We start from the raw sequence: 18772 nt of genomic DNA, 5'->3' as shown, positions 1-18772 counted from the left end.
ATTATGGAAACTTCTGCCGCAAATATTCAAGATTTAGTAAAACGCTATAATGATTATGCTAGACGTTTTAAGATAATTTATGCCTTAAGCAAACATTATTTTGGTCTAGGTCTTCCATTAACTTCTGAAGAAAGTACCCCACCAGCAGACTTAAACCAAGTTTACGGTAAACTTAATTTATTAAGAAAATGATGGAGCAGCCAGACCCAAACCAAGTAACTTCTTTACTTACAGAAATAGATGGGTCATTAAATAGTATTTGGCGATGGTTTGAAGTAATTGACCGTAAACTCACCCCATTTTTGCTACGTAATTATTGTGAAAAAAATAAAGAGCTTCCTAATGAGCATTTACTTTTAATCTCCCAATTTTTGCTTAATAAAAGCGAAAGGCTAGAAGTAGACCAAGGAAAAGTAGATTATTTGCTTACACAATGTTTTTGTGTAGAAACTGATGGACTCCCTAGATTAAAAGTAACTTCTGAACAAAGCTTAAAAGATGAGATATTAAAGTTACTACCAGAATATTTAAGATATGACCACCCAAGTCTAACCACCACTTTAAGCCAATGTGATGCTTTTATTCGTGAACTTATGGGAGTTAACTCTTTTGATGACTTAATTTCTGGTGATTATATTAATAAAGGCCGCAAGCTAAAAAATTCTTTTGGTACACATTTTTATAATGCTAATGTGCTAGCCAAATGTGTCCAAGTAAATACAGTCCTAAGACAGAAATTTGCCCAACTCTACAAAATAGAAAATGAGAAAGTACGCCAATTTAGCCAACTTTTAATTAATACCGGCATGGACATGGTGCAAACAGGTCAAGGAAGCGAAATTACTGCTGAAGGAGCTATGGAATTTAGTTCTAAAAATGACCAAATGTTGCAGTCTGATTATGGGAATAACAGCGAGCGACTACGTACTTTTCTACATATTCGTGCAACTTTAGAAAAGACAATTTCATTTTATGGATTAGATCCTCAATATTCCTCAGAACAAAAAATAGACCGAGATGCCTTAAATGAACAAAGATTAGGTAATAAAATATCTGAGCGATGTAGCAAACTAAAACAATTACTTAGTGGAGTGCCTCAAAATCCTAATGCTTCTGTGCAAATACTTGAGCTAGAAAACTCCCGCCTAATAATTTCTTATTGGGAAAAAGAAGCATTACTAAATAGTAATAATCCTGATCCTGATATGCGTCTTACTAATGATCTTCTAGGGCGTTCTGCTGCAATTATGGCAGAAATAAATGAATCCTATATAACTTACCGTACAGCCCAAGCAAGTTCTCCACCTCACTTATTAGATACTCAGCTAATGACTGTAAATTATTTTATTATGCAAGCCCATCAAATGGCTGATGAACTAGAAAAATTAAGTAATTTTATGCAGCAAAAAGGAAAATTAGAAAAAGCTTGTGATTTATCTGCTACTCGGCATAAATTACTAGATACTTGTTGGAAAATTAAAGTCTAAACTATAGGAAAATATATGCCCCCAACTATAGAAGAATTACAACAACAATTAGACCGATTACATACTATTCTAGCAAGCAATCAAAGGTTTTGGCTAACTGGGATGATGATGGGAAATTTTATTCATGACTTAAACAACCCTCTTACTTCGGTTAATGGCAATGTTGAATTACTGCAAATTAATCCTATAATGGCTGATCCAAAAATTAAAAAACGTATTGATACTATAAACAATGGAGTTAAACGATTATCAGAAAAACTACGAGAATTACAGCTTTTTACTAAAACAACCTCATCTGAAACATTGATTAATATTAATGATTTAGTAAAAGAAGCTGTTCATGTTGCAGGATATTTACCTAAGCCGAATAAATTACCAATTACACTAAATTTAGATTCTAAACTCTTAACTTTTACTGGTAATGCCTACAAACTAGCCCAAGCACTATTAATGATTATAGATAATGCTTTAGATAGCATTACTTATATTACTAACCCAGAAATAAGCGTTAGCACTAGTCAAGATTTGGCAGGTAAAATATTAATTAAGATTACCAATAATGGTTCAATGATTTCTAAAGAATTAGAAGAAAAGATTTTTGAACCATTTTTTTCTACTAAAACCAATGCTTTAGGAATGGGTTTAACTGTAGCCCGCGAAATGATTTTATCTAATTTAGGTACTCTTACTTTTACTAGTAATGAAACGCAAACAGAATTTATTATAACTCTGCCAGTAAAATAGCTTGTGGCTACTGGGCTAAATATAAAGGATTAATACCTTTATCTAAGCTAAAAGTTGCTCCAACTGCTCCAACAACACAAGTTTTGCGACTGAGTGAAGCTTGTTGACGAATACGATAAACAGCCTCTAATCCTGTGCAATGCGCTCCAATAAAATTTTTAGTATTAAGTTCTTTTAATTTCTTTGCTGTCCAATCAAGTTCTTGATCTGTAGCAGCAAAAAGATGAAAGCCGCCTATTGCTGCTAGAATAGGTGCATTTTTGACTGACTTACATGCATGCTCTAATGTATTAATAATACCTGCATGACCACAGCCAGAAATTACTACTAATCCATCAACTGTATTAATTACTAGTGATAATTCTTCGGGAATATTATCATCAATAACCCCTGTGGGAGAGATAGTTTTCCCTGAGCCGCTAATATTTTTTTCTGGATAGATACGTGGAATTGTTCCTGTAACCCAAACACCTGGAGCAATTTCTGTTGGCTTCGTATGTTCAACAAAAGTTCCACCTAAAGCTTTATAGCTAGGTTTAAGTTCTAGCATATCATTAGCTTCTGTTCCAGATTTATTTGGTCTGCTCCAAAATATTCCTGCTCCTACATGTGCGCGAGAAAGTGCCTTAGGAGCTTCTTTCATATAAGCTTGTCTAAGCTCTAATAGTCCTCCTGTATGGTCTGAATGGTTATGACTTAAAATTATATCTTGAACATCTGCTAAATTTACATCTAGTTCACGAGCATTTTTTAACACTGTATCGGGTAATGCCCCTGTATCAAAAAGTATTTTGTAATTATCTGCTGTTACAATTGCAGCAAACCCCCATTCACCAATTCCAGAATCTGCTACCATAGTAGAAAGTATTTGTATATTAAGCTTTTTAACCATATGATCACTTTTGTCTTTTTTAGATGAGCTACAGACATTATTAGTAGTAAGAAATACAAATGTTAAAAGTAAAGTTAAATAAATAAGTTTCATACCACACCTTTTAGATAATTAATTGATATTATTAATAGTTAGGTTACTAGCAATTTTGAAAAAATAGCAACTTTTTGTTTATGATAGTTCAGCTAGTAAATAAATGGAATGTAGGTTTGATATATTTTCAAGTGATCTGCTATAACAATAAACTTATTCCATTCTTATTAATCAATTAAAATTTAATATAAATTGGAGAAAGCGACGGCTATGAGCAAATTTAACTTTCAAGGTTGGTATGAGCAAACTTTAGCTGAAAAGGCCAGATTAGAAGCAGAATTATCACGTGTTTCTAAACTTTCTGAAGTTTTATCTTCTTTATCTACAACAGATAGAACACGTCGCTTGCAACAAACCAGCGAACTTAGTTCTGTGTTTTTAGATAAAGAGTTTGAACAACTTTCTACATTAAATAAAAAAATTCAAGTATTGTATTTTCTAGTAGATACAATTCGCAGTCTTTCGGCAGAAAGTAATCTTACTAAACGCCAAAATTTAATTTTAGAACGTGCCGCTGAGCTTGTAGATGCTGATCAAGGCGCGCTTTTTCTAGTAGATTCAGCTAATAATAATTTGAAAATTAGAGTAAGAGATCAAGAAAGACTAGAAACTCAAGAATTCCCTTCAAATGTTGGGTTAGCAGGTTATGTTGCTTCTAGCGGTAGAACCGTTATGGTTTCAGATACTAGTAAAAATCAGCATTTCTACTCAGAAATTGATGAAAAACCCGTTTATAGAGTAAAAAATATGATTGCAACCCCTTTACGGGATGAATCAGGTAATATTATTGCTGTCATAGAAGTATTTAATAAAAATACTGGAAGCTTTTCTTCTGAAGATGAATATTTATTGCAAGCTTTTGCTGCTCAAGCTGCAACAGTTCTAAATGATAAAATTGATGATGACTCCTCTAGCTTTACTGTTAGCAAAACCATGTTACTAATTATGAAAGCTTTAGCTAGTGGTTTAGATACAGATAATTTACTACAGTCTTTAATGAAGAAAACTTCTCAAGTAATGAATGCTGATCGTAGTACACTTTTCTTAATCGATTTTAACACCAGAGAACTTTGGTCAAAAGTAGCTCAAGGAACAGGAATTAATGAAATTCGCTTTCCTATGGAGTTAGGTATTGCTGGTTATGTTGCTACTAAAGGTGAACTAGTAAATATTCCTGAAGCTTATGATGATGCTCGTTTTAATAAAGATATTGATATTAAAACAGGTTATAGAACTAAAACTATTCTTTGCGCCCCTATTAGAAATGATGTAGGAAAAATTATTGGTGTTCTGCAAGTCTTAAATAAAACTGAAGGTACTTTTGATGACAAAGATGAGCGTCTTATAGGAGCTTTTACTACACAAGTAGGAAAAGTTTTAAAGAGTGCGCAATTTTTAATCAACTTAATTACTATTATGGAACAAATGGGAGATAATAAATAACAGGTAATTTTAAGTAAGTTATTAGTTATATGTAAAACTAATGACTTAAGGCTATTAGTTGTTCCTTTGCTTCTCTAAGAATGGTTTCATATTCTAAAACTTAAGTTTAAAGATTTCAGGGCTTAGTTCTAGAATTTTTTTCATATTTAATAAAGACGTTTTGCCCTATTTACCCAAGTTAACGGAAAAGTAACACAGTGTATTTACCAAGTGTTGTTTAATACACTGTAAACAAAGTTTTCTGAGGTTTTATCTCTTAAAGCCCCAACGGGGCGGCATATTTGTAGCGCAGGGTTTCAACCCTACGTATGATAGTACAGTATTTACAGAGTCACGAACGTGACGACCTAATTAAAATATTGTATTAATTAGGTTTATTATGTTGTCGCTATGCGACTCTGTTTATGTATAATCACCAAGCTTAGGTCTTACGACCTAGGCTATAATTATTTCGTCACGCGCGTGACTTAAGAAACTGAAAAATATCAACTTACTTAGTTTACATTGTATTTAGTTAAGAAATAAAACAGCAATTTTTAGTTTTAATTAAAACTAAAAATTGCTGTAAGCTTACTAAATAGAATAATTATCTAAAATTATTTTGGTGTAGAGGAAATAAATATTTCTGAGTTAGCACTAGAATCATCATTCCAGCCAACAAACAACATATCTTTATTATCAAAAGTAGCTGTAGGTAGTAGAGAAGATCCAGAATTTCCAGATATATTTATTATAGTTCCAAAGTTTTGACCTCTATTATTTGAGCTAGAAAGTAAAATGTCGCGTCCAGTAGTTCCACTTATTTCTTGCCACACAAGAGTTGGATTACCTTGACTATCAACAGCCGTGTAAGGTGCGGTTGCACTACCAGATTTAGATATATTTAGTTTTGGAGTAAAAGTTTTCCCATTATTAGTAGAAGTAAGTAATTGAACATCTCTTCTTATTGCACCTCCAACCCTAACAGACTCATAAAATGACAAATACATAGCATTATTTTGAGAGAAAGCAATGTGTGGTTGGAAAGATTGTAAACTTGAATCAGAAACAACTTTTGCTTTCTTAAATTTTTGACCATTTTTTGAGCTAACTAAGTTAATTTCTACCCTAGTTGAAGTTGGAGCAAATGTAGCAGTATTATAAACAATAAACACTGCACCTTTAGAATTAAAAGCTAAGTAAGGTATAGAGGTTAATAATATTTTATCGTTGGTTTCTTCAAAAACTATTACAGGTTGAGCAAAACTAGTTCCTCCATCACTTGAGCGAGCAGCAAATAGCCCAAAGCGCGAACTTTGGTTATCAAATTCAAAGCCTGCATAGCTAACCATTACATTATTTTTGTTATCTACTGCCACAGCAGAGATAAAAGCAAAGCCTGATTCAGACCCTATTGCTATTGGCCTAGAAAAGGTCTTGCCACCGTCAGTTGATTTAGTAAACAATATTTGTATGTCACCCACCCAAACTACATAAATATTTCCTGCTGTGTCAACAACTAGATTAGGACTAGTATTAAAAAAATCTCCTGTTGTTGAAAGGGTCAGAGGGTCAGAATAAGTTTTTCCTCCATCGGTTGATTGACGATAAAAGACTTGTGTTGCACCTAGGGCAGCAAAATCTGTGTCATCTTCATAAACTGTATGCAAAATATTTTTGCTGTCCATCTTAATACCTGAAGCAATAAAACTATTTCCACGAGTATTGCTAATATTTATAGGTGAAGTGGCTCTACGATTTGAACTATAAACAGTTAAGCGCAAATTAGTTCTTCTTACAGAATTACTACCTGTTGCAGTAACAGTAATAAAATAAGTTCCAGCCGCAACAGTATTAGCAGTAGAAACACTAAGAATAGCAGAATCACCAGCATTAATTGAACTACTATTAAAGCTATAAGTTAGGCCAGCAATTGCTGGTTCAGCCCTTAAGCTAAGACGCTCACGATTACCATTAATCGCAGATGTAGACAAAGAATAATCTACTTTGCTGCCAGCAATTGTATTATCAAAAGTCTTTGTTGTAGAAAGGTTAAAGTCTGCTGCATTAACATCTCGGTTTGTGGCTATTTGAGTAAAGTAGACATCTTGATCTCCACGACGTTCATCACTCCAGGACATATAAAAATTACTATCATCTGCAACTAAACCATCATAATCACCATGATAATCTGAAGTTTCCGAAGGGCTAAACACCCAGTTATGATCAGTAATGCGGAAGTTTTTACCAAAACTAGCACCATTATCTTTAGAAAAAGCCATATAAACATCTGTCAAACTATCATTAACAGTGTCATTACGACGATCCCACCACCTAATTGCTACCGTACCATCACCAGCAACCGCTACTGATGGGTTAATTTGTGTTGTGCCAGTAATATCATCATTTACTTTTAATGGTTGGCTAAAAGTTGTGCCTCCATCGGTTGAGCGAATATAAAAAATATCGCTACGATCTTCTCTTGCATTTCGTGAAGAATCAGCATAAGCAATATGTACACGTCCTTCTTTATCCACTGATATACTTGGGAACCCATTACAGCGCACTCCATCGCCACCAGTCGCACTAAAAAAAGGAAACATATTTGTGTTAGCAATACTTTTAGCTGGACTAAAAGTTTTACCACCATCTGTTGATTTAACTAAAGAAACGCTACTGACTATATTCCCGCTATTAAAATCTATGCCTATAAAAGAGAAAGCCACATAAACTTCGCCATTTGGCCCAACCATAGGCATAGAGCCTTGAACACCAAAACTATCATTTCCACTAATATTTATTGGGCTACTAAAAGTTTGTCCTCCATCAGTAGAAGTTGAAACAGCAATAAATGTGTCTGTTTCTCCAAAAACCGTCCAACTAGCATAAATATTTCCTCTAGTGGCTGTGTTGGTGTTATCAACAGCAATCCATTCTTTATCATGAAAATTGATCTCATTATTTAATGTGTTGCTAGCATCGCCTAAGCCTTGAAATGTAGCACCATTATCAGTAGATTTAGTAACTCCAACTAAAGAATTAAAGTTTGAGCCTTTTAATGCAAGCAAAGCATAATAAAGTTCCCCATTTGGCCCATAAGCTACCACTCCATCACCTAAATTAATTTGATCTATTGGTTCAGGAATAGACTTTTGCTCAAAAGTGTTTCCTCCATCAGTAGAAAAACTATAACCACAAGTATTTCTATTTTCTGAAATATCATTAAAAGAAACTATTACATTATTACCTCTAATAGCAATTGATGATTCGCTTTGAGTACGTAGTATATTGTCAAGTTCAGGCTTGTTAACCGCTACATTACCACCTAAATTTGTTAATTGCTGACTAGTATAGGCTGGTGAAAATTTCTCTTTAGTGTTAGATGAACTTGTCAAACTATTACGTAAAAGTGCTGCTCTTTTACCACCAGAAGAAAGATTCTTAAAAACATGAGGTTTAAGCATCCAGGCGTGTTTTTTGCTTAATGCCAGTTTTTTATTTGCCACAGACAATTTATCAAATTTTGTTGGACTATATTGCCAAGCAGGTCTTTTATCTTTGTTTTTAGGAGAAATTCCCATTTTTTCTTCATAAATTCTTGTCCGTCTGGAAAGTTCTTCCTCCATGATGTTTTGTTGACTATAACTTGCTGGACGATAACGAGGATATCGCAGTTCTCTAGCAATATCTTTTCCTTTTTTAATACCTTTAGTGTCAATTTCCTTTTTTATTTGTTCTCGTCTATTTATTGGTTGTTTTTGGCTTTGTGCATCAACAACATCACTAGTAAATACTAATGATGCCAAAATAAAACTAGTAGCAATTGCTAAAATTAATCCTAGCCTAAAACTATGACTCATAATGCCTCCATATAAAATATTAGGGATAATATACATCAAGACTACTAATTTTACTTACTAAAGTTCAAGTATTTTGCAATGGTGATTAATTAAAATTTCTCTAATTTCTACAAATAACTTAGGTTAAAAGCTGTACTTTATTTTAGTTTTTGCACTTATATAGTCATCAAATTGACGTGAAAATGATATATTTGCAAAATCTTGAGCAAATTATCTACATTTTAAGGAGAACCCTAATTATTTATGGGTGGAAAAAAATATTTATCAGGAAAAAAATCGACCCTTCCCCAATTACAGCTAATACTACTGTAACTGAGTTAATAGAAAATAATTTCTTGTCCTACAATGCTGGACGTTTAAGAGAAGCTTGCCAACTTTTTGTTGAAAAAATGCTGGATGAAGACGTGACAGTAGGCTTAAGTATTACCGGGGCATTAACTCCGGCAGGTTTAGGTATTTCTGCATTAATTCCATTAATAGAAAATGGGTTTGTAGATTGGATTATTAGCACAGGAGCTAATCTTTATCATGATACTCATTTTGGTATTGGGCTAAATCTACATCGTGGTACACCTAATATTAGCGATGTTATTTTGCGTGAACAAGGCGTAGTAAGAATCTATGATATTTTCTTTGATTATAATGTTTTGCTTTCAACAGACGCTTTTTTTAGAGAAATAATTACTGCACCAGAATTTCAGCACACAATGAGCAGTGCAGAGTTTCACCATTTAGCAGGAAAATATGTTAGTGAAAGAGAAAAAATTTTAGGCAGCAAAGGAAAATCCTTAATTGCTGCTGCTTATGAACTTGGAGTACCAATTTATACTTCTTCGCCTGGTGATAGTTCCATAGGTATGAATATCGCAGCTAAACAACTAGACGGCAATAAACTTAATTTTGATGTCTGTTTAGATGTTAACGAAACCGCATCAATAGTTTTAGATACTAAGCGTAAGGGTGGAAAAAGTGCTGTTTTTATCTTAGGTGGTGGTAGTCCTAAAAACTTCCTTTTACAAACCGAGCCACAAATCCAAGAAGTGTTAGGAATTTCTGAAAAAGGACACGACTTCTTCCTTCAAATAACAGATGCTCGCGCTGATACTGGCGGGCTTTCAGGTGCAACACCGGCTGAAGCAGTTAGTTGGGGTAAGGTTGATCCTGATAAACTACCTGATGCCGTCGTTTGCTATGTTGACTCTACAATTGCTCTACCTTTGATTACAGCTTATGCTCTAGCCAGTCATAAGTCCCGCCCATTAAAACGACTTTATGACAAACGCTCCGAGCTAGTAACACAACTTAAGGCAGAATATGAAGCAGCAAAAAATTCTTCTAGCGAAGAATAATTAAATTTTATTAGTCATTATACTTTGGGAGAAATATGTCTAATTTAATTAGATTTGGTGTAAGTATTGAAGACGATCTCTTGGCCCGTTTTGATGATCTAATTAGTGACCGAGGTTATAAAAACCGTTCTGAAGCGTTGCGTGATCTAATTCGTGATGCTTTGGTGCAATCTCAACTAGGAAAAGCTGATAACATAGAAGTATTAGGTAGCTTAACCTTAGTCTATGACCATCATACCAGGGATTTAACTGAGCGTTTAACTAATCTACAACATGAACATCATGACATTATTGTTTCTGTCTTACATGCACATATTAGCCATGATGATTGTATGGAAATGCTGATGTTACGAGGTGCAGCTAGCAAAATTCGTTTGCTAGCTGACTCTCTACTTAGCTTAAAAGGTGTTAAACATGGAAAGCTGTTTACAACTTTTCCTGCTAAATCAATTGTTAGTGGCAAAGACCATCATCGCGGCTAATTAAAACCCTTATCAGTAAGCTAAAATTTAGCTTCTGTTTGTTTTCTGCTAAGATCGTGTTACAAAAATTACTTCTGTGCTACAATGCCATCCAGTAATCAACCTATAAATCAATATAATTAAAGTTTTTATTTAACTTAATATTTAGCCATAAGTGCCACAAAAATTATTTTTGTAGCACTTACAACTTTAAGGATGAGATATGTTATTAAAAAAAATAATCATTGGTGCTTGTTTACTTGGAAGCTTAAATATCAACTCTAGTTTTGCTCAAACTACTGATAATGCAACGGTTAGTAACCAACAAAGAATATTAAAAGGTCAAATAATTGACAGTGTTAGTAAAAAACCTATTGTTGGAGCCACGGTTAAAGTAACCACATCTAGCAGCACTGTTGAAACAACAACGGATGATCAAGGAAATTATTCTATACAAATTAATAATGATTCTGGAACAATCACAGTAGAGGGAAATAACTTAGTAGAAAAATCTATAAATTTCTCAAGCACTGATCAAAGTTTGGATTTAGAGACAAGTTATCTTGTTTCACAAATTCATGACACAGTAGTAATTAAAGCTGAATCTTTAGAACCACAAATAAACCGTCAAGATGAAACACTTTATAGAGAAGGGTTTCCAGCACGAGATGATCAAATTTTATTTCAATTTGGTAGCGGTATTAATGCGGGCCAACATGAAGGCGGGGGAAAAAGCTTAGAAATACGCCGGTTTGGGTTTAACCTAGATCATGGCGGTGTTGGCCCTGGGCTACTGATTAAAGTAGATAATTTTGATCAAAACCAATCTACACAAGGACATGGGCAAGGTTATTTAGGGCAACTTAAATCTTTAACTAGTGAATTAATTGGGGATGTGCAAATCTTAAACGGCCCTTTTGCCGCCCAATATGGTAATTTTTCTGGTCTAGGTGTAGTGCAAGTTTCGTTAAAAGAATCACTTGCACAAACTGCTATAATTCGCCTGCAAGGAGGCAGTTTTAATACAAAACGTGGCTTTTTTGCTGTTAGCCCTCAAAACGGCTTTTTAGCTTATGAAATTTCCCGAACTGACACCCCTTTTGATAAACCTTATGACAGAGATAATGTTACAGGTTCTTATAAATTTAATTTTGGTGACACAAAAAGCTTAGTTTTTAAGTTTAATTTTGGACGCAATGATTTCTTTTCTGCTGGACAAATTCCTGTTGATCTAATTCAAAGCCGCGAAATTGCCCGCTTTGGCGCAATTGATGGCACAGAAGGCGGAAAAGCTAGAACATTTAACGGCAGCGTTTTATTTAGAAAAAACTACTCGGATGGTTCAATCCTAAAGCTTGATGGTCTAATCGCTCGTTCCCTCTTTGATTTATATAACAATTTTACATTTTTCTTAGATCGTCAAGATATTGGCGACCAATTTAACCAACATGATAGCCGTCTTCAACAAGGCATTAACGCCCAGTATTTAAAGCCTTATGATTTTGGCGGTCGTAAAAGTCTGCTTACAATAGGTGGTGGCTATGTTGGCAATCAAATCTTTGTTACTCTAAATAAAAGTGCTAAACGTGATCCCTACCTAAATGGCACTAATGTAAATTCTAATATTCTTTCCGTGAACAGTTATGTTTAATATAGTTTTGCCTTTGGAAAATTACACCTAGATTTAGGCTTGCGTTATGATTCATTTTATTTTGGAGTCAAAGACCGTAATTTCCCTGAATTTAACGGCTCTACAACCAAAGGTGAATTTCAACCTAAAGCGTCTCTTTCCTATCACCCTAGCGAAAAATTACCATTGTCATTTTACGTAAACTATGGACGAGGGGTTAATTCTCAAGATGCTCGTGGAGTAGCACAACGTCCTGAAGGGCCAAAAGTGGCTACAACGGACTTTTACCAAACAGGTTTTGCTTTTAATAAAAGACAACTTAACTTAGCAGGAACATTTTTCTTAATTGATAATTCTGAAACTCAAGTCTATATAACGGACGATAACACCATTGAATTTCAAGGGCCAAGCCGTAGTTATGGATATGAATTAAAGGGGTCTGCTAGACTTAATTCTTTTGTAAGCTTAAATGCTTCTGGAACAAGGGTCTTAAATACATTTTTCAAAGGCACAAGCCCTAGAGAATTTCTTTCCAATGCTCCATCTTTTACATTTAATGCTAATTTAGTGGTTTCAAATCTAAGTGGTTTTAGCGGGGTAGTTAGCTACAGGCATATTAATAGCTATTTACTAGATTCTATTGATACATCTTTAAGAGCAAGTGGACTTGATGTAGTAGACCTAAAAATTTCTAAAAAAATAGTTCGTCGATTTGAAGCTAGTGTTGGGATTGACAATTTATTTAATAAGAAATTTTTTGAAGTTCAAAACTTTGGTGAATCCCGCGCTAGACCTAATGATCCAATTGTTGCTAGAGTTCATGGAACGCCAGGCTATCCTTTTTCATTGACATTTGGCATTACTTTTAGATTCGGTGAAAAATAGTAAAAAATATTTAGATCTATAAATCCAAAACCCTTCTCATTTACGTAATTAATGCACTTGTTGGGTAGTAGAGGTAAGAAAAAGATTTCTATGCCATGAGGAAATATCCCAGCAAAATTTTCCTCCTACCCAACTTTACTATTACTTAATTAGTTAAATTAATAATTTACTAACTTAAATTGTTCTAGTAGCTTCTATGGTTTTTGTAACCAAGAAAAGCCTTTTTCTACTAGGATTTTAGAGCTTTCTTCAGAAGTTTTTAGCCCTAACTCTACTAAATCAGCATCAACCATTATTTTAACCAAATCTGAAAAAGTAACTCTTGGTTGCCAATTTAAAAGTTTCTGTGCTTTTGTTATATCTGCTTTTAGGATAGGAACTTCTATTGCACGTAAATATTGTGGATCAAACTCAACATAATTGGCCCAATCTAGTCCAACATAACCAAAAGCTTCATTTAAGAAATCGCGGACGGAATTTGTTTGACCAGTGCCTAATACATAATCATCAGGTGTGTCTTGTTGTAGAATTTGCCAAATACCTTCAACAAATTCTGGAGCAAAACCCCAATCCCGATAAGCATCTAAGTTTCCCAAATATAGTTTTTTCTGACGACCTGCTAAAATGTTAGCTAAAGCTTTAGTAATTTTTCGTGAGACAAAATTATCTCCTCTTCTAGGGCTTTCATGGTTAAACAAAATTCCATTACAAGCATATAACCCATAACCTTCACGATAATTACGAATCATCCAATAAGAATATACTTTTGCTACAGCATAAGGACTTCTAGGACAAAACGGCGTATCTTCGCTTTGTGGCGGTGGAGAATTACCAAACATTTCACTACTAGAAGCTTGATAAAGACGACATTTAACACCACTTTTTCTAATAGCTTCTAAAAGTCTAGTTGCGCCTAACCCAGTTATATCTCCAGTATATTCAGGAGTATCAAAACTAATTCTTACATGGCTTTGCGCCCCAAGATTATAAACCTCATCGGGCTGAATTTCATAAAAGAGATTTGTCAGCATACTAGAATCAGCTAAATCTCCATAGTGAAGTGTTAAAGGTGTTTTAACTGAAGTCGTATTTTGTTCTAAGTGATCAGGCATCCCGGTTTGCCGAGATTAACGATTATTTGGTAGCAAGAATTGTAAGCTCTCCAATCAATAATCAAAGGTTAGATGAAATAACAACGGAGAGGAAAAGCCTTGAGACCAAACATAGATTTTGAAGAAATTACAGTAATTAATTTGCCAGGTCAAGATGAATGCCAACCAAAGCCCCGCTACAAGATATGAATCAATAACTTACAGACCAAGCTCGCTTTCAATTTCGCTAATTGTTATCCCCATAATTAACCGGGAAGAACTAAACCCCTTCTTTTATGCAAAATTTATCACTCTATTTTCCAAACAATTAATTGGTGATAACAAAAAAAAAAAAAAAAAAAAAAAAAAACAAAAAAAAAAAAAAAAAAAAAAAAAAATAATAAACTTCCCCCCCCCCACACCCCCCACCAATTTTTTTATGTCTTTTAGTATATTTTTACTTACTTATTATTTTTATATTGATAATAAAAAAACTTCTATTCACTCAATACTAATAACTATAACATTATCACTTATTTGCTTAATTAAATTTTCTTTTACAGGTAGCTCTTTGGCAATAATATTTCTAATTACAATAAATGATATTTTAGAAAAACAAAAGCCTATTTTATTAACAACTTTTCTATCTTCCTTCCTTTTACTATGGCTACTTGCAGGACAATCCTTATTTGCAATTCCATCTTTTGTATTAAATGGCTTAACAGTAGCTCAATATTATTCTGAGCTAGCTTTTGGTGGAACACTTTCTGAAATTTCACTAGTGCTATCTACTATATTTTTAGTAATTTTACCAGTAATGCTTAATGAGATAAAACCACAAATAAACAAAGAAAGCTTAAAAACTGCGCTACCATTTCTTGGCTATTTAGGGCTTTCCCAAATGGCTTTTAAGGCTGGTTATACTCGTATAGATGAATTTCATGTATTTACTACTAATAAAGTAATAATAGTAATAGCATTAGTTTACTTACTTATTATTTTTTCTCAAGAAGTAAAGTATTATGTTAAATACTCACTTTTATTAGGTTTACTAGCATCAATAATGTTACTTTCAGCTAACTTAAATTGGTATGGTCGAACAAATCTAATTAAGTATATTAAATCTGGACTAGAAGTATTATCTAATAATATTAGTTTAAGTTTTTCTATAATTACTCAAAAAACAGATTTATCAGCCAATTATCAAGATAAAATGGCAAAAATTCGCCAGCAAAATCCACTACCGCCAATAGATGGATCGGTAGATATATATTCGGCTCGCCAAACTATTTTATTAGCACATAATTTAGATTATCGACCTAGACCAGTATTTCAAAGCAATATGGCTAGTCCAACACAGGTAGCACAAATTAATGTTGATCACTTAAAAAGCAATCTAGCACCTAAGTATATTTTTTTTAATAATGAAGTAATAGACACACGCTACCCTAGCATTGAGGATGGCCTTTGCTGGCCTGAACTTCTAACTTTATATGATATAAAGTCATTTACTCCTAAGCACCAACTCTTACTATTAGAATCTAGTAAAAGCCCAAAAACTTATAGCTTTAAGAATATTTTTAGTCAAAAAACCACTTTTAACCAAGAAATAGATTTAACTCAAATAAACAGTAACCCTCTTTGGGTTAAATTAAATATTGAAACAACATTAACAGGTAAATTAACCTCTGTTTTTTGGCGTATTTCAATACTTTATCTAAAAGTTACGCTAATGGATGGAAAACAATATATTTACTATTTACCAAGAGAAATGGCAAAAAATGGTTTTTAATTTCACCCTTAGTAAATAACTCCATTGATTTTGCTAAATTGGCTAGTCAAAAATGGCAAACAGAGCTTAATCAAAATCTAGTTAAATCATTTACTATTTTAGTAGAAGATAGTAAGTTTACTGATTGGTTCTTTCAATCTAATATTTCTATTTCTTTGGATAATTTAGAATTCCCTAAACAAGACTTAACTAGTCTATTGACTGAACTTAAAGATAGAGAACAACAATTAGCTAAAAATCAAACAAGTACTCAATTATTAAATTTAAGTTTATCTCAAATTCAACAAGGAGATTTTCTTTCAGCTATTATTAGTTGTGAAAAAGCTATAAAGCTAGATCAATCAAGTGCTAGTATTTATAATAATTTAGGAGTAGCCTACACTAGTCTTTCTTTACTTGATGAAGCCATTAAAGCTTTTGAACAAGCCATAGAACTTAATCCAGACTTTACATTAGCAAAAAATAATCTTACAGACGCAACAATAAAGAAAAATAATCCAATAAACACTAGTATTATAACTACTAACTATACATCTTTGACGCTAGCTTACATTAGTAATAATATGTTTGAACAAGCAATAGCCACCTGTGAAAAGTCATTAAACATAAACCCTAATAATTCAATTACATACAATAATTTATGTGTTGCCTACAATAGTTTAGCATTATGGGATAAAGCAATTGTTGCAGCAGAAAAAGCTATTGCTATTTCACCTGATTTCCAATTAGCCAAAAATAATTTAGCATGGGCCAGATCGCAAAAAGAAAAAGTCTCCAATAATAAAAACTAAAATAGCCCAAATTAATGGGCTATAGAAATAACACTCTGTTTTTTAATCTATGTAAGTTAACTAGTAACTAGGTTCACGTTGAGAATCTTTTTCTGCTTCCTTAAGTTGTTGTAAGTATTTTCCTAAAACACCATTCCAGGGAGGAACTACAATAGAAATTGCTCCACTAGCAGGAGTTACACAAGCTAGGCGTATTAGTGGTTTAGCTTCATCTGTATGAATATAACCAAATTCTCTAATACGTTTCTTTTCTCTACCAGTAACGTTTTCTAGTTTTTCTGCTCCGCCTAAAATGCCTACCCAACAAGTTCCACAAGCAGCCGAACGACATTCTACTGGCACAGGGCCTTCCACACAACGTATGTCACGAGCTTTATGATTTCGCTTATCACTAGCTGAGGCCATTGCAATATCTTGACCATTAATTAACTTAAATGTACCTTGAGAGTCATTTTCATTAAAAGTTACTGTCCAAACTTTATCTACTGTACGTAAAAACTGCATTATCAGACCTTGGTTATCATCCTTAGCACGTTGAGATAAAATTTCATCTGGAGATTTTTTTGCTATTTTAGAATCAATTAACACTTTGCCAGGAGCAGCCTTAAAAGCAACAATACCAACTTGTTGCAAGCTCATAAAAGCAACAGCAGTAATACCAACTACTAAAGTGTTATCTACAGATAATTTTTTAGCTACTTGATCGGCTAAATCAAGTATTTGTTTAGCTAGTTCAAGACTAGCAGGAGCTTTATTAGAAACAGCTTGTTCAATAACCGCCGCTTTTACTTCGGGCCAATAACGATGTCCATATAAAAAGGTATGTGAAGAATCTATTTGATCTTTTAAGTAGAAATTACCTTTTAATTGTAATTTTCTAATTAGTTCTTTTGGATCTGAGCTATTTTCTAGTGCTTTTGCTAAAGCTAAAGGAAAAAAAGAAAACCAAATTTGAGTTGCATTTTTATCTATTGGATGAATTTTTGGAAGTATTCTATTAATGGTATTAGACCATCCATCACTATCATATTGATTAAGAAAGGCTTCAAATAACGTTGCCTCATTAGTAGTCATAAGCTGAAAACCTCTTGTAAAAAACTTCTTAGCAAAATAAAACTAAGAGTTTACCAGCTTTTTACTTGCTGTCTCAACTATTGATGGCTAGCTTTCTCCTAAAAGCAAGCTAAACAATAATAAATACTTAGTTTAATGCCTATATTCATTATTAGCATAACGCTCAATAGCATCGGCTATTAACTCAACTTCTAAGCAAGATCTAAACGTTGTTCAACTACTCCAGGGATATTTTTTTCTGAAATAGTAATTTTAGAGAGACAACAAAAAAGACCTGCCACAATTAAACAAAGCACTTAATCCAACAATAACACCCTTAACTAAATATTTTAACCTTCTTTGACTTCTTAATTAAGGTTATTTGCTAGTAGCCTAATGACTTACAGCTAGGCTATATTAAAAAAACTTTTGCCCTAGATTCTATCATAGCTATTTTTTAATAACAGTTTTTATTTATTGTAAATATTAACTTAGGTTAATTACTTTATGAAAAAAACTTTTGCTATTGGTGATGTGCATGGACAATTTAGCACATTAAAAAAATTGCTTGATCAACTGCCAATAAACTGGCAAACAGATGAACTAGTCTTTTTAGGAGATTTAGTAGATCGAGGCTTAGAGTCTCGTCAAGTAATAGAATTCTTAATGCAATTACAAAAAGATTTTCCTACTGTAACAGTGCTTTCAGGTAATCATGAAGAAATGATGGTAAATAGCTATACGGATGAGGAAGAATTTTCCCATTGGTTATTAATGGGAGGTGATACTACTTATTTAAGCTATGTCCAAGGTGTAGTGCATTGGAAAAAATTTATTAAAGAATTATCTTACACTACTTATAATTACTTAAAAAATTTACCTATTAATTACCAAAATGAACATGCTATTTTTGTTCATGCAGGTGCAATGCAAAATAGCAAAAGACAATGGATAGTCGATAATCCGCTGATTGCACGCTGGTATAGAGGTAAAGATTTTTTCCGTAACTACCAAGGAAAAACTATAGTAGTTGGTCATACACCAACTAATAAAATCCGCCTTATGTTAGGAGAAGCTGAAATGCCCCCTAATAGAATGACAGCCTGGAGTCGTAATAATATTATTGCTATTGATTGTGGTGCAGGTCATAATGGTCAACTCTGCGCTGTAGAACTACCTAGCGGAAATCTTTATTATCAACCAGTTATATAATGCTTAAGTA

Annotated in this window: 15 protein-coding genes; 11 read left to right on the top strand and 4 right to left on the bottom strand. The window is 33.3% G+C overall.

The window, feature by feature from the left end:
- Positions 1-3: 3 nt before the first annotated feature.
- From IPK14_25125 to IPK14_25115, 3 genes are read left to right on the top strand one after another with little or no spacing between them, the layout of a single operon-like run.
- A complete protein-coding gene (locus IPK14_25125) occupies positions 4-192 on the top strand; it encodes a hypothetical protein (protein ID MBK7996531.1) in 189 nt (62 codons plus the stop codon).
- The gene (locus IPK14_25120) at positions 189-1487 is read left to right on the top strand and encodes a hypothetical protein (GenBank protein MBK7996530.1); all 1299 of its coding nucleotides are present in this window, start codon (positions 189-191) and stop codon (positions 1485-1487) included. The genes IPK14_25125 and IPK14_25120 overlap by 4 nt, the downstream gene beginning before the upstream one ends.
- 15 nt (positions 1488-1502) lie before the next feature.
- Positions 1503-2231: a HAMP domain-containing histidine kinase gene (locus IPK14_25115; GenBank protein ID MBK7996529.1), complete on the top strand. Its 729-nt coding sequence runs from the start codon at positions 1503-1505 to the stop codon at positions 2229-2231.
- A gap of 7 nt (positions 2232-2238) precedes the next feature.
- On the opposite strand, the gene IPK14_25110 is transcribed toward IPK14_25115, so the two are convergent.
- On the bottom strand, positions 2239-3216 hold the full coding sequence (locus IPK14_25110; protein ID MBK7996528.1) for an MBL fold metallo-hydrolase: 978 nt from the start codon (positions 3214-3216) through the stop codon (positions 2239-2241).
- A gap of 210 nt (positions 3217-3426) precedes the next feature.
- Between IPK14_25110 and IPK14_25105 the strand changes: the two genes are divergently transcribed.
- Entirely contained in the window at positions 3427-4659 is a 1233-nt protein-coding gene (locus IPK14_25105; GenBank protein MBK7996527.1) for a GAF domain-containing protein, read from the top strand.
- A gap of 596 nt (positions 4660-5255) precedes the next feature.
- Here IPK14_25105 and IPK14_25100 read toward each other — a convergent pair.
- The gene (locus IPK14_25100; GenBank protein ID MBK7996526.1) at positions 5256-8498 is read right to left on the bottom strand and encodes an exo-alpha-sialidase; all 3243 of its coding nucleotides are present in this window, start codon (positions 8496-8498) and stop codon (positions 5256-5258) included.
- Between the two features lie 182 nt (positions 8499-8680).
- On the opposite strand from IPK14_25100, the gene IPK14_25095 reads away from it, so the two are divergent.
- The 4 genes from IPK14_25095 to IPK14_25080 all read left to right on the top strand — a co-directional run bounded on the left by IPK14_25095 (position 8681) and on the right by IPK14_25080 (position 12823).
- Positions 8681-9847 carry a deoxyhypusine synthase gene (locus IPK14_25095; GenBank protein MBK7996525.1) on the top strand — a complete coding sequence of 389 codons (1167 nt, stop codon included), beginning with the start codon at positions 8681-8683 and terminating at the stop codon, positions 9845-9847.
- Positions 9848-9882: 35 nt separating this feature from the next.
- Positions 9883-10329, top strand: a complete 447-nt coding sequence (gene nikR / locus IPK14_25090) for a nickel-responsive transcriptional regulator NikR (protein ID MBK7996524.1) — start codon at positions 9883-9885, stop codon at positions 10327-10329.
- A gap of 202 nt (positions 10330-10531) precedes the next feature.
- On the top strand, positions 10532-11959 hold the full coding sequence (locus tag IPK14_25085) for a TonB-dependent receptor plug domain-containing protein (protein ID MBK7996523.1): 1428 nt from the start codon (positions 10532-10534) through the stop codon (positions 11957-11959).
- Between the two features lie 39 nt (positions 11960-11998).
- Complete coding sequence (locus IPK14_25080; protein ID MBK7996522.1) at positions 11999-12823, top strand: TonB-dependent receptor; 825 nt, start codon at positions 11999-12001, stop codon at positions 12821-12823.
- Between the two features lie 194 nt (positions 12824-13017).
- On the opposite strand, the gene IPK14_25075 is transcribed toward IPK14_25080, so the two are convergent.
- Positions 13018-13935, bottom strand: a complete 918-nt coding sequence (locus IPK14_25075; protein MBK7996521.1) for a GDP-mannose 4,6-dehydratase — start codon at positions 13933-13935, stop codon at positions 13018-13020.
- A gap of 550 nt (positions 13936-14485) precedes the next feature.
- Here IPK14_25075 and IPK14_25070 point away from each other — a divergent pair.
- Entirely contained in the window at positions 14486-15706 is a 1221-nt protein-coding gene (locus IPK14_25070) for a hypothetical protein (protein ID MBK7996520.1), read from the top strand.
- A gap of 38 nt (positions 15707-15744) precedes the next feature.
- A complete protein-coding gene (locus IPK14_25065) occupies positions 15745-16497 on the top strand; it encodes a tetratricopeptide repeat protein (protein ID MBK7996519.1) in 753 nt (250 codons plus the stop codon).
- Positions 16498-16557: 60 nt separating this feature from the next.
- On the opposite strand, the gene IPK14_25060 is transcribed toward IPK14_25065, so the two are convergent.
- Positions 16558-17571: a (2Fe-2S)-binding protein gene (locus IPK14_25060; GenBank protein ID MBK7996518.1), complete on the bottom strand. Its 1014-nt coding sequence runs from the start codon at positions 17569-17571 to the stop codon at positions 16558-16560.
- Positions 17572-18057: 486 nt separating this feature from the next.
- On the opposite strand from IPK14_25060, the gene IPK14_25055 reads away from it, so the two are divergent.
- On the top strand, positions 18058-18762 hold the full coding sequence (locus IPK14_25055; GenBank protein MBK7996517.1) for a serine/threonine protein phosphatase: 705 nt from the start codon (positions 18058-18060) through the stop codon (positions 18760-18762).
- Positions 18763-18772 lie beyond the last annotated feature (10 nt).

The sequence above is a fragment of the Blastocatellia bacterium genome (assembly GCA_016713405.1).
Taxonomy (GTDB): domain Bacteria; phylum Acidobacteriota; class Blastocatellia; order Chloracidobacteriales; family JADJPF01; genus JADJPF01.
This window is presented reverse-complemented; position numbering and strand designations above follow the sequence as displayed.

Bases quoted from the DNA above. Each gene is read 5' to 3' on its own strand.
- IPK14_25105 (MBK7996527.1), top strand. From the start codon at position 3,427: ATGAGCAAATTTAACTTTCAAGGTTGGTATGAGCAAACTTTAGCTGAA.
- IPK14_25115 (MBK7996529.1), top strand. From the start codon at position 1,503: ATGCCCCCAACTATAGAAGAATTACAACAACAATTAGACCGATTACAT.
- IPK14_25055 (MBK7996517.1), top strand. From the start codon at position 18,058: ATGAAAAAAACTTTTGCTATTGGTGATGTGCATGGACAATTTAGCACA.
- nikR (MBK7996524.1), top strand. From the start codon at position 9,883: ATGTCTAATTTAATTAGATTTGGTGTAAGTATTGAAGACGATCTCTTG.
- IPK14_25125 (MBK7996531.1), top strand. From the start codon at position 4: ATGGAAACTTCTGCCGCAAATATTCAAGATTTAGTAAAACGCTATAAT.
- IPK14_25110 (MBK7996528.1), bottom strand. From the start codon at position 3,216: ATGAAACTTATTTATTTAACTTTACTTTTAACATTTGTATTTCTTACT.
- IPK14_25075 (MBK7996521.1), bottom strand. From the start codon at position 13,935: ATGCCTGATCACTTAGAACAAAATACGACTTCAGTTAAAACACCTTTA.
- IPK14_25085 (MBK7996523.1), top strand. From the start codon at position 10,532: ATGTTATTAAAAAAAATAATCATTGGTGCTTGTTTACTTGGAAGCTTA.
- IPK14_25120 (MBK7996530.1), top strand. From the start codon at position 189: ATGATGGAGCAGCCAGACCCAAACCAAGTAACTTCTTTACTTACAGAA.
- IPK14_25095 (MBK7996525.1), top strand. From the start codon at position 8,681: ATGATATATTTGCAAAATCTTGAGCAAATTATCTACATTTTAAGGAGA.
- IPK14_25060 (MBK7996518.1), bottom strand. From the start codon at position 17,571: ATGACTACTAATGAGGCAACGTTATTTGAAGCCTTTCTTAATCAATAT.
- IPK14_25100 (MBK7996526.1), bottom strand. From the start codon at position 8,498: ATGAGTCATAGTTTTAGGCTAGGATTAATTTTAGCAATTGCTACTAGT.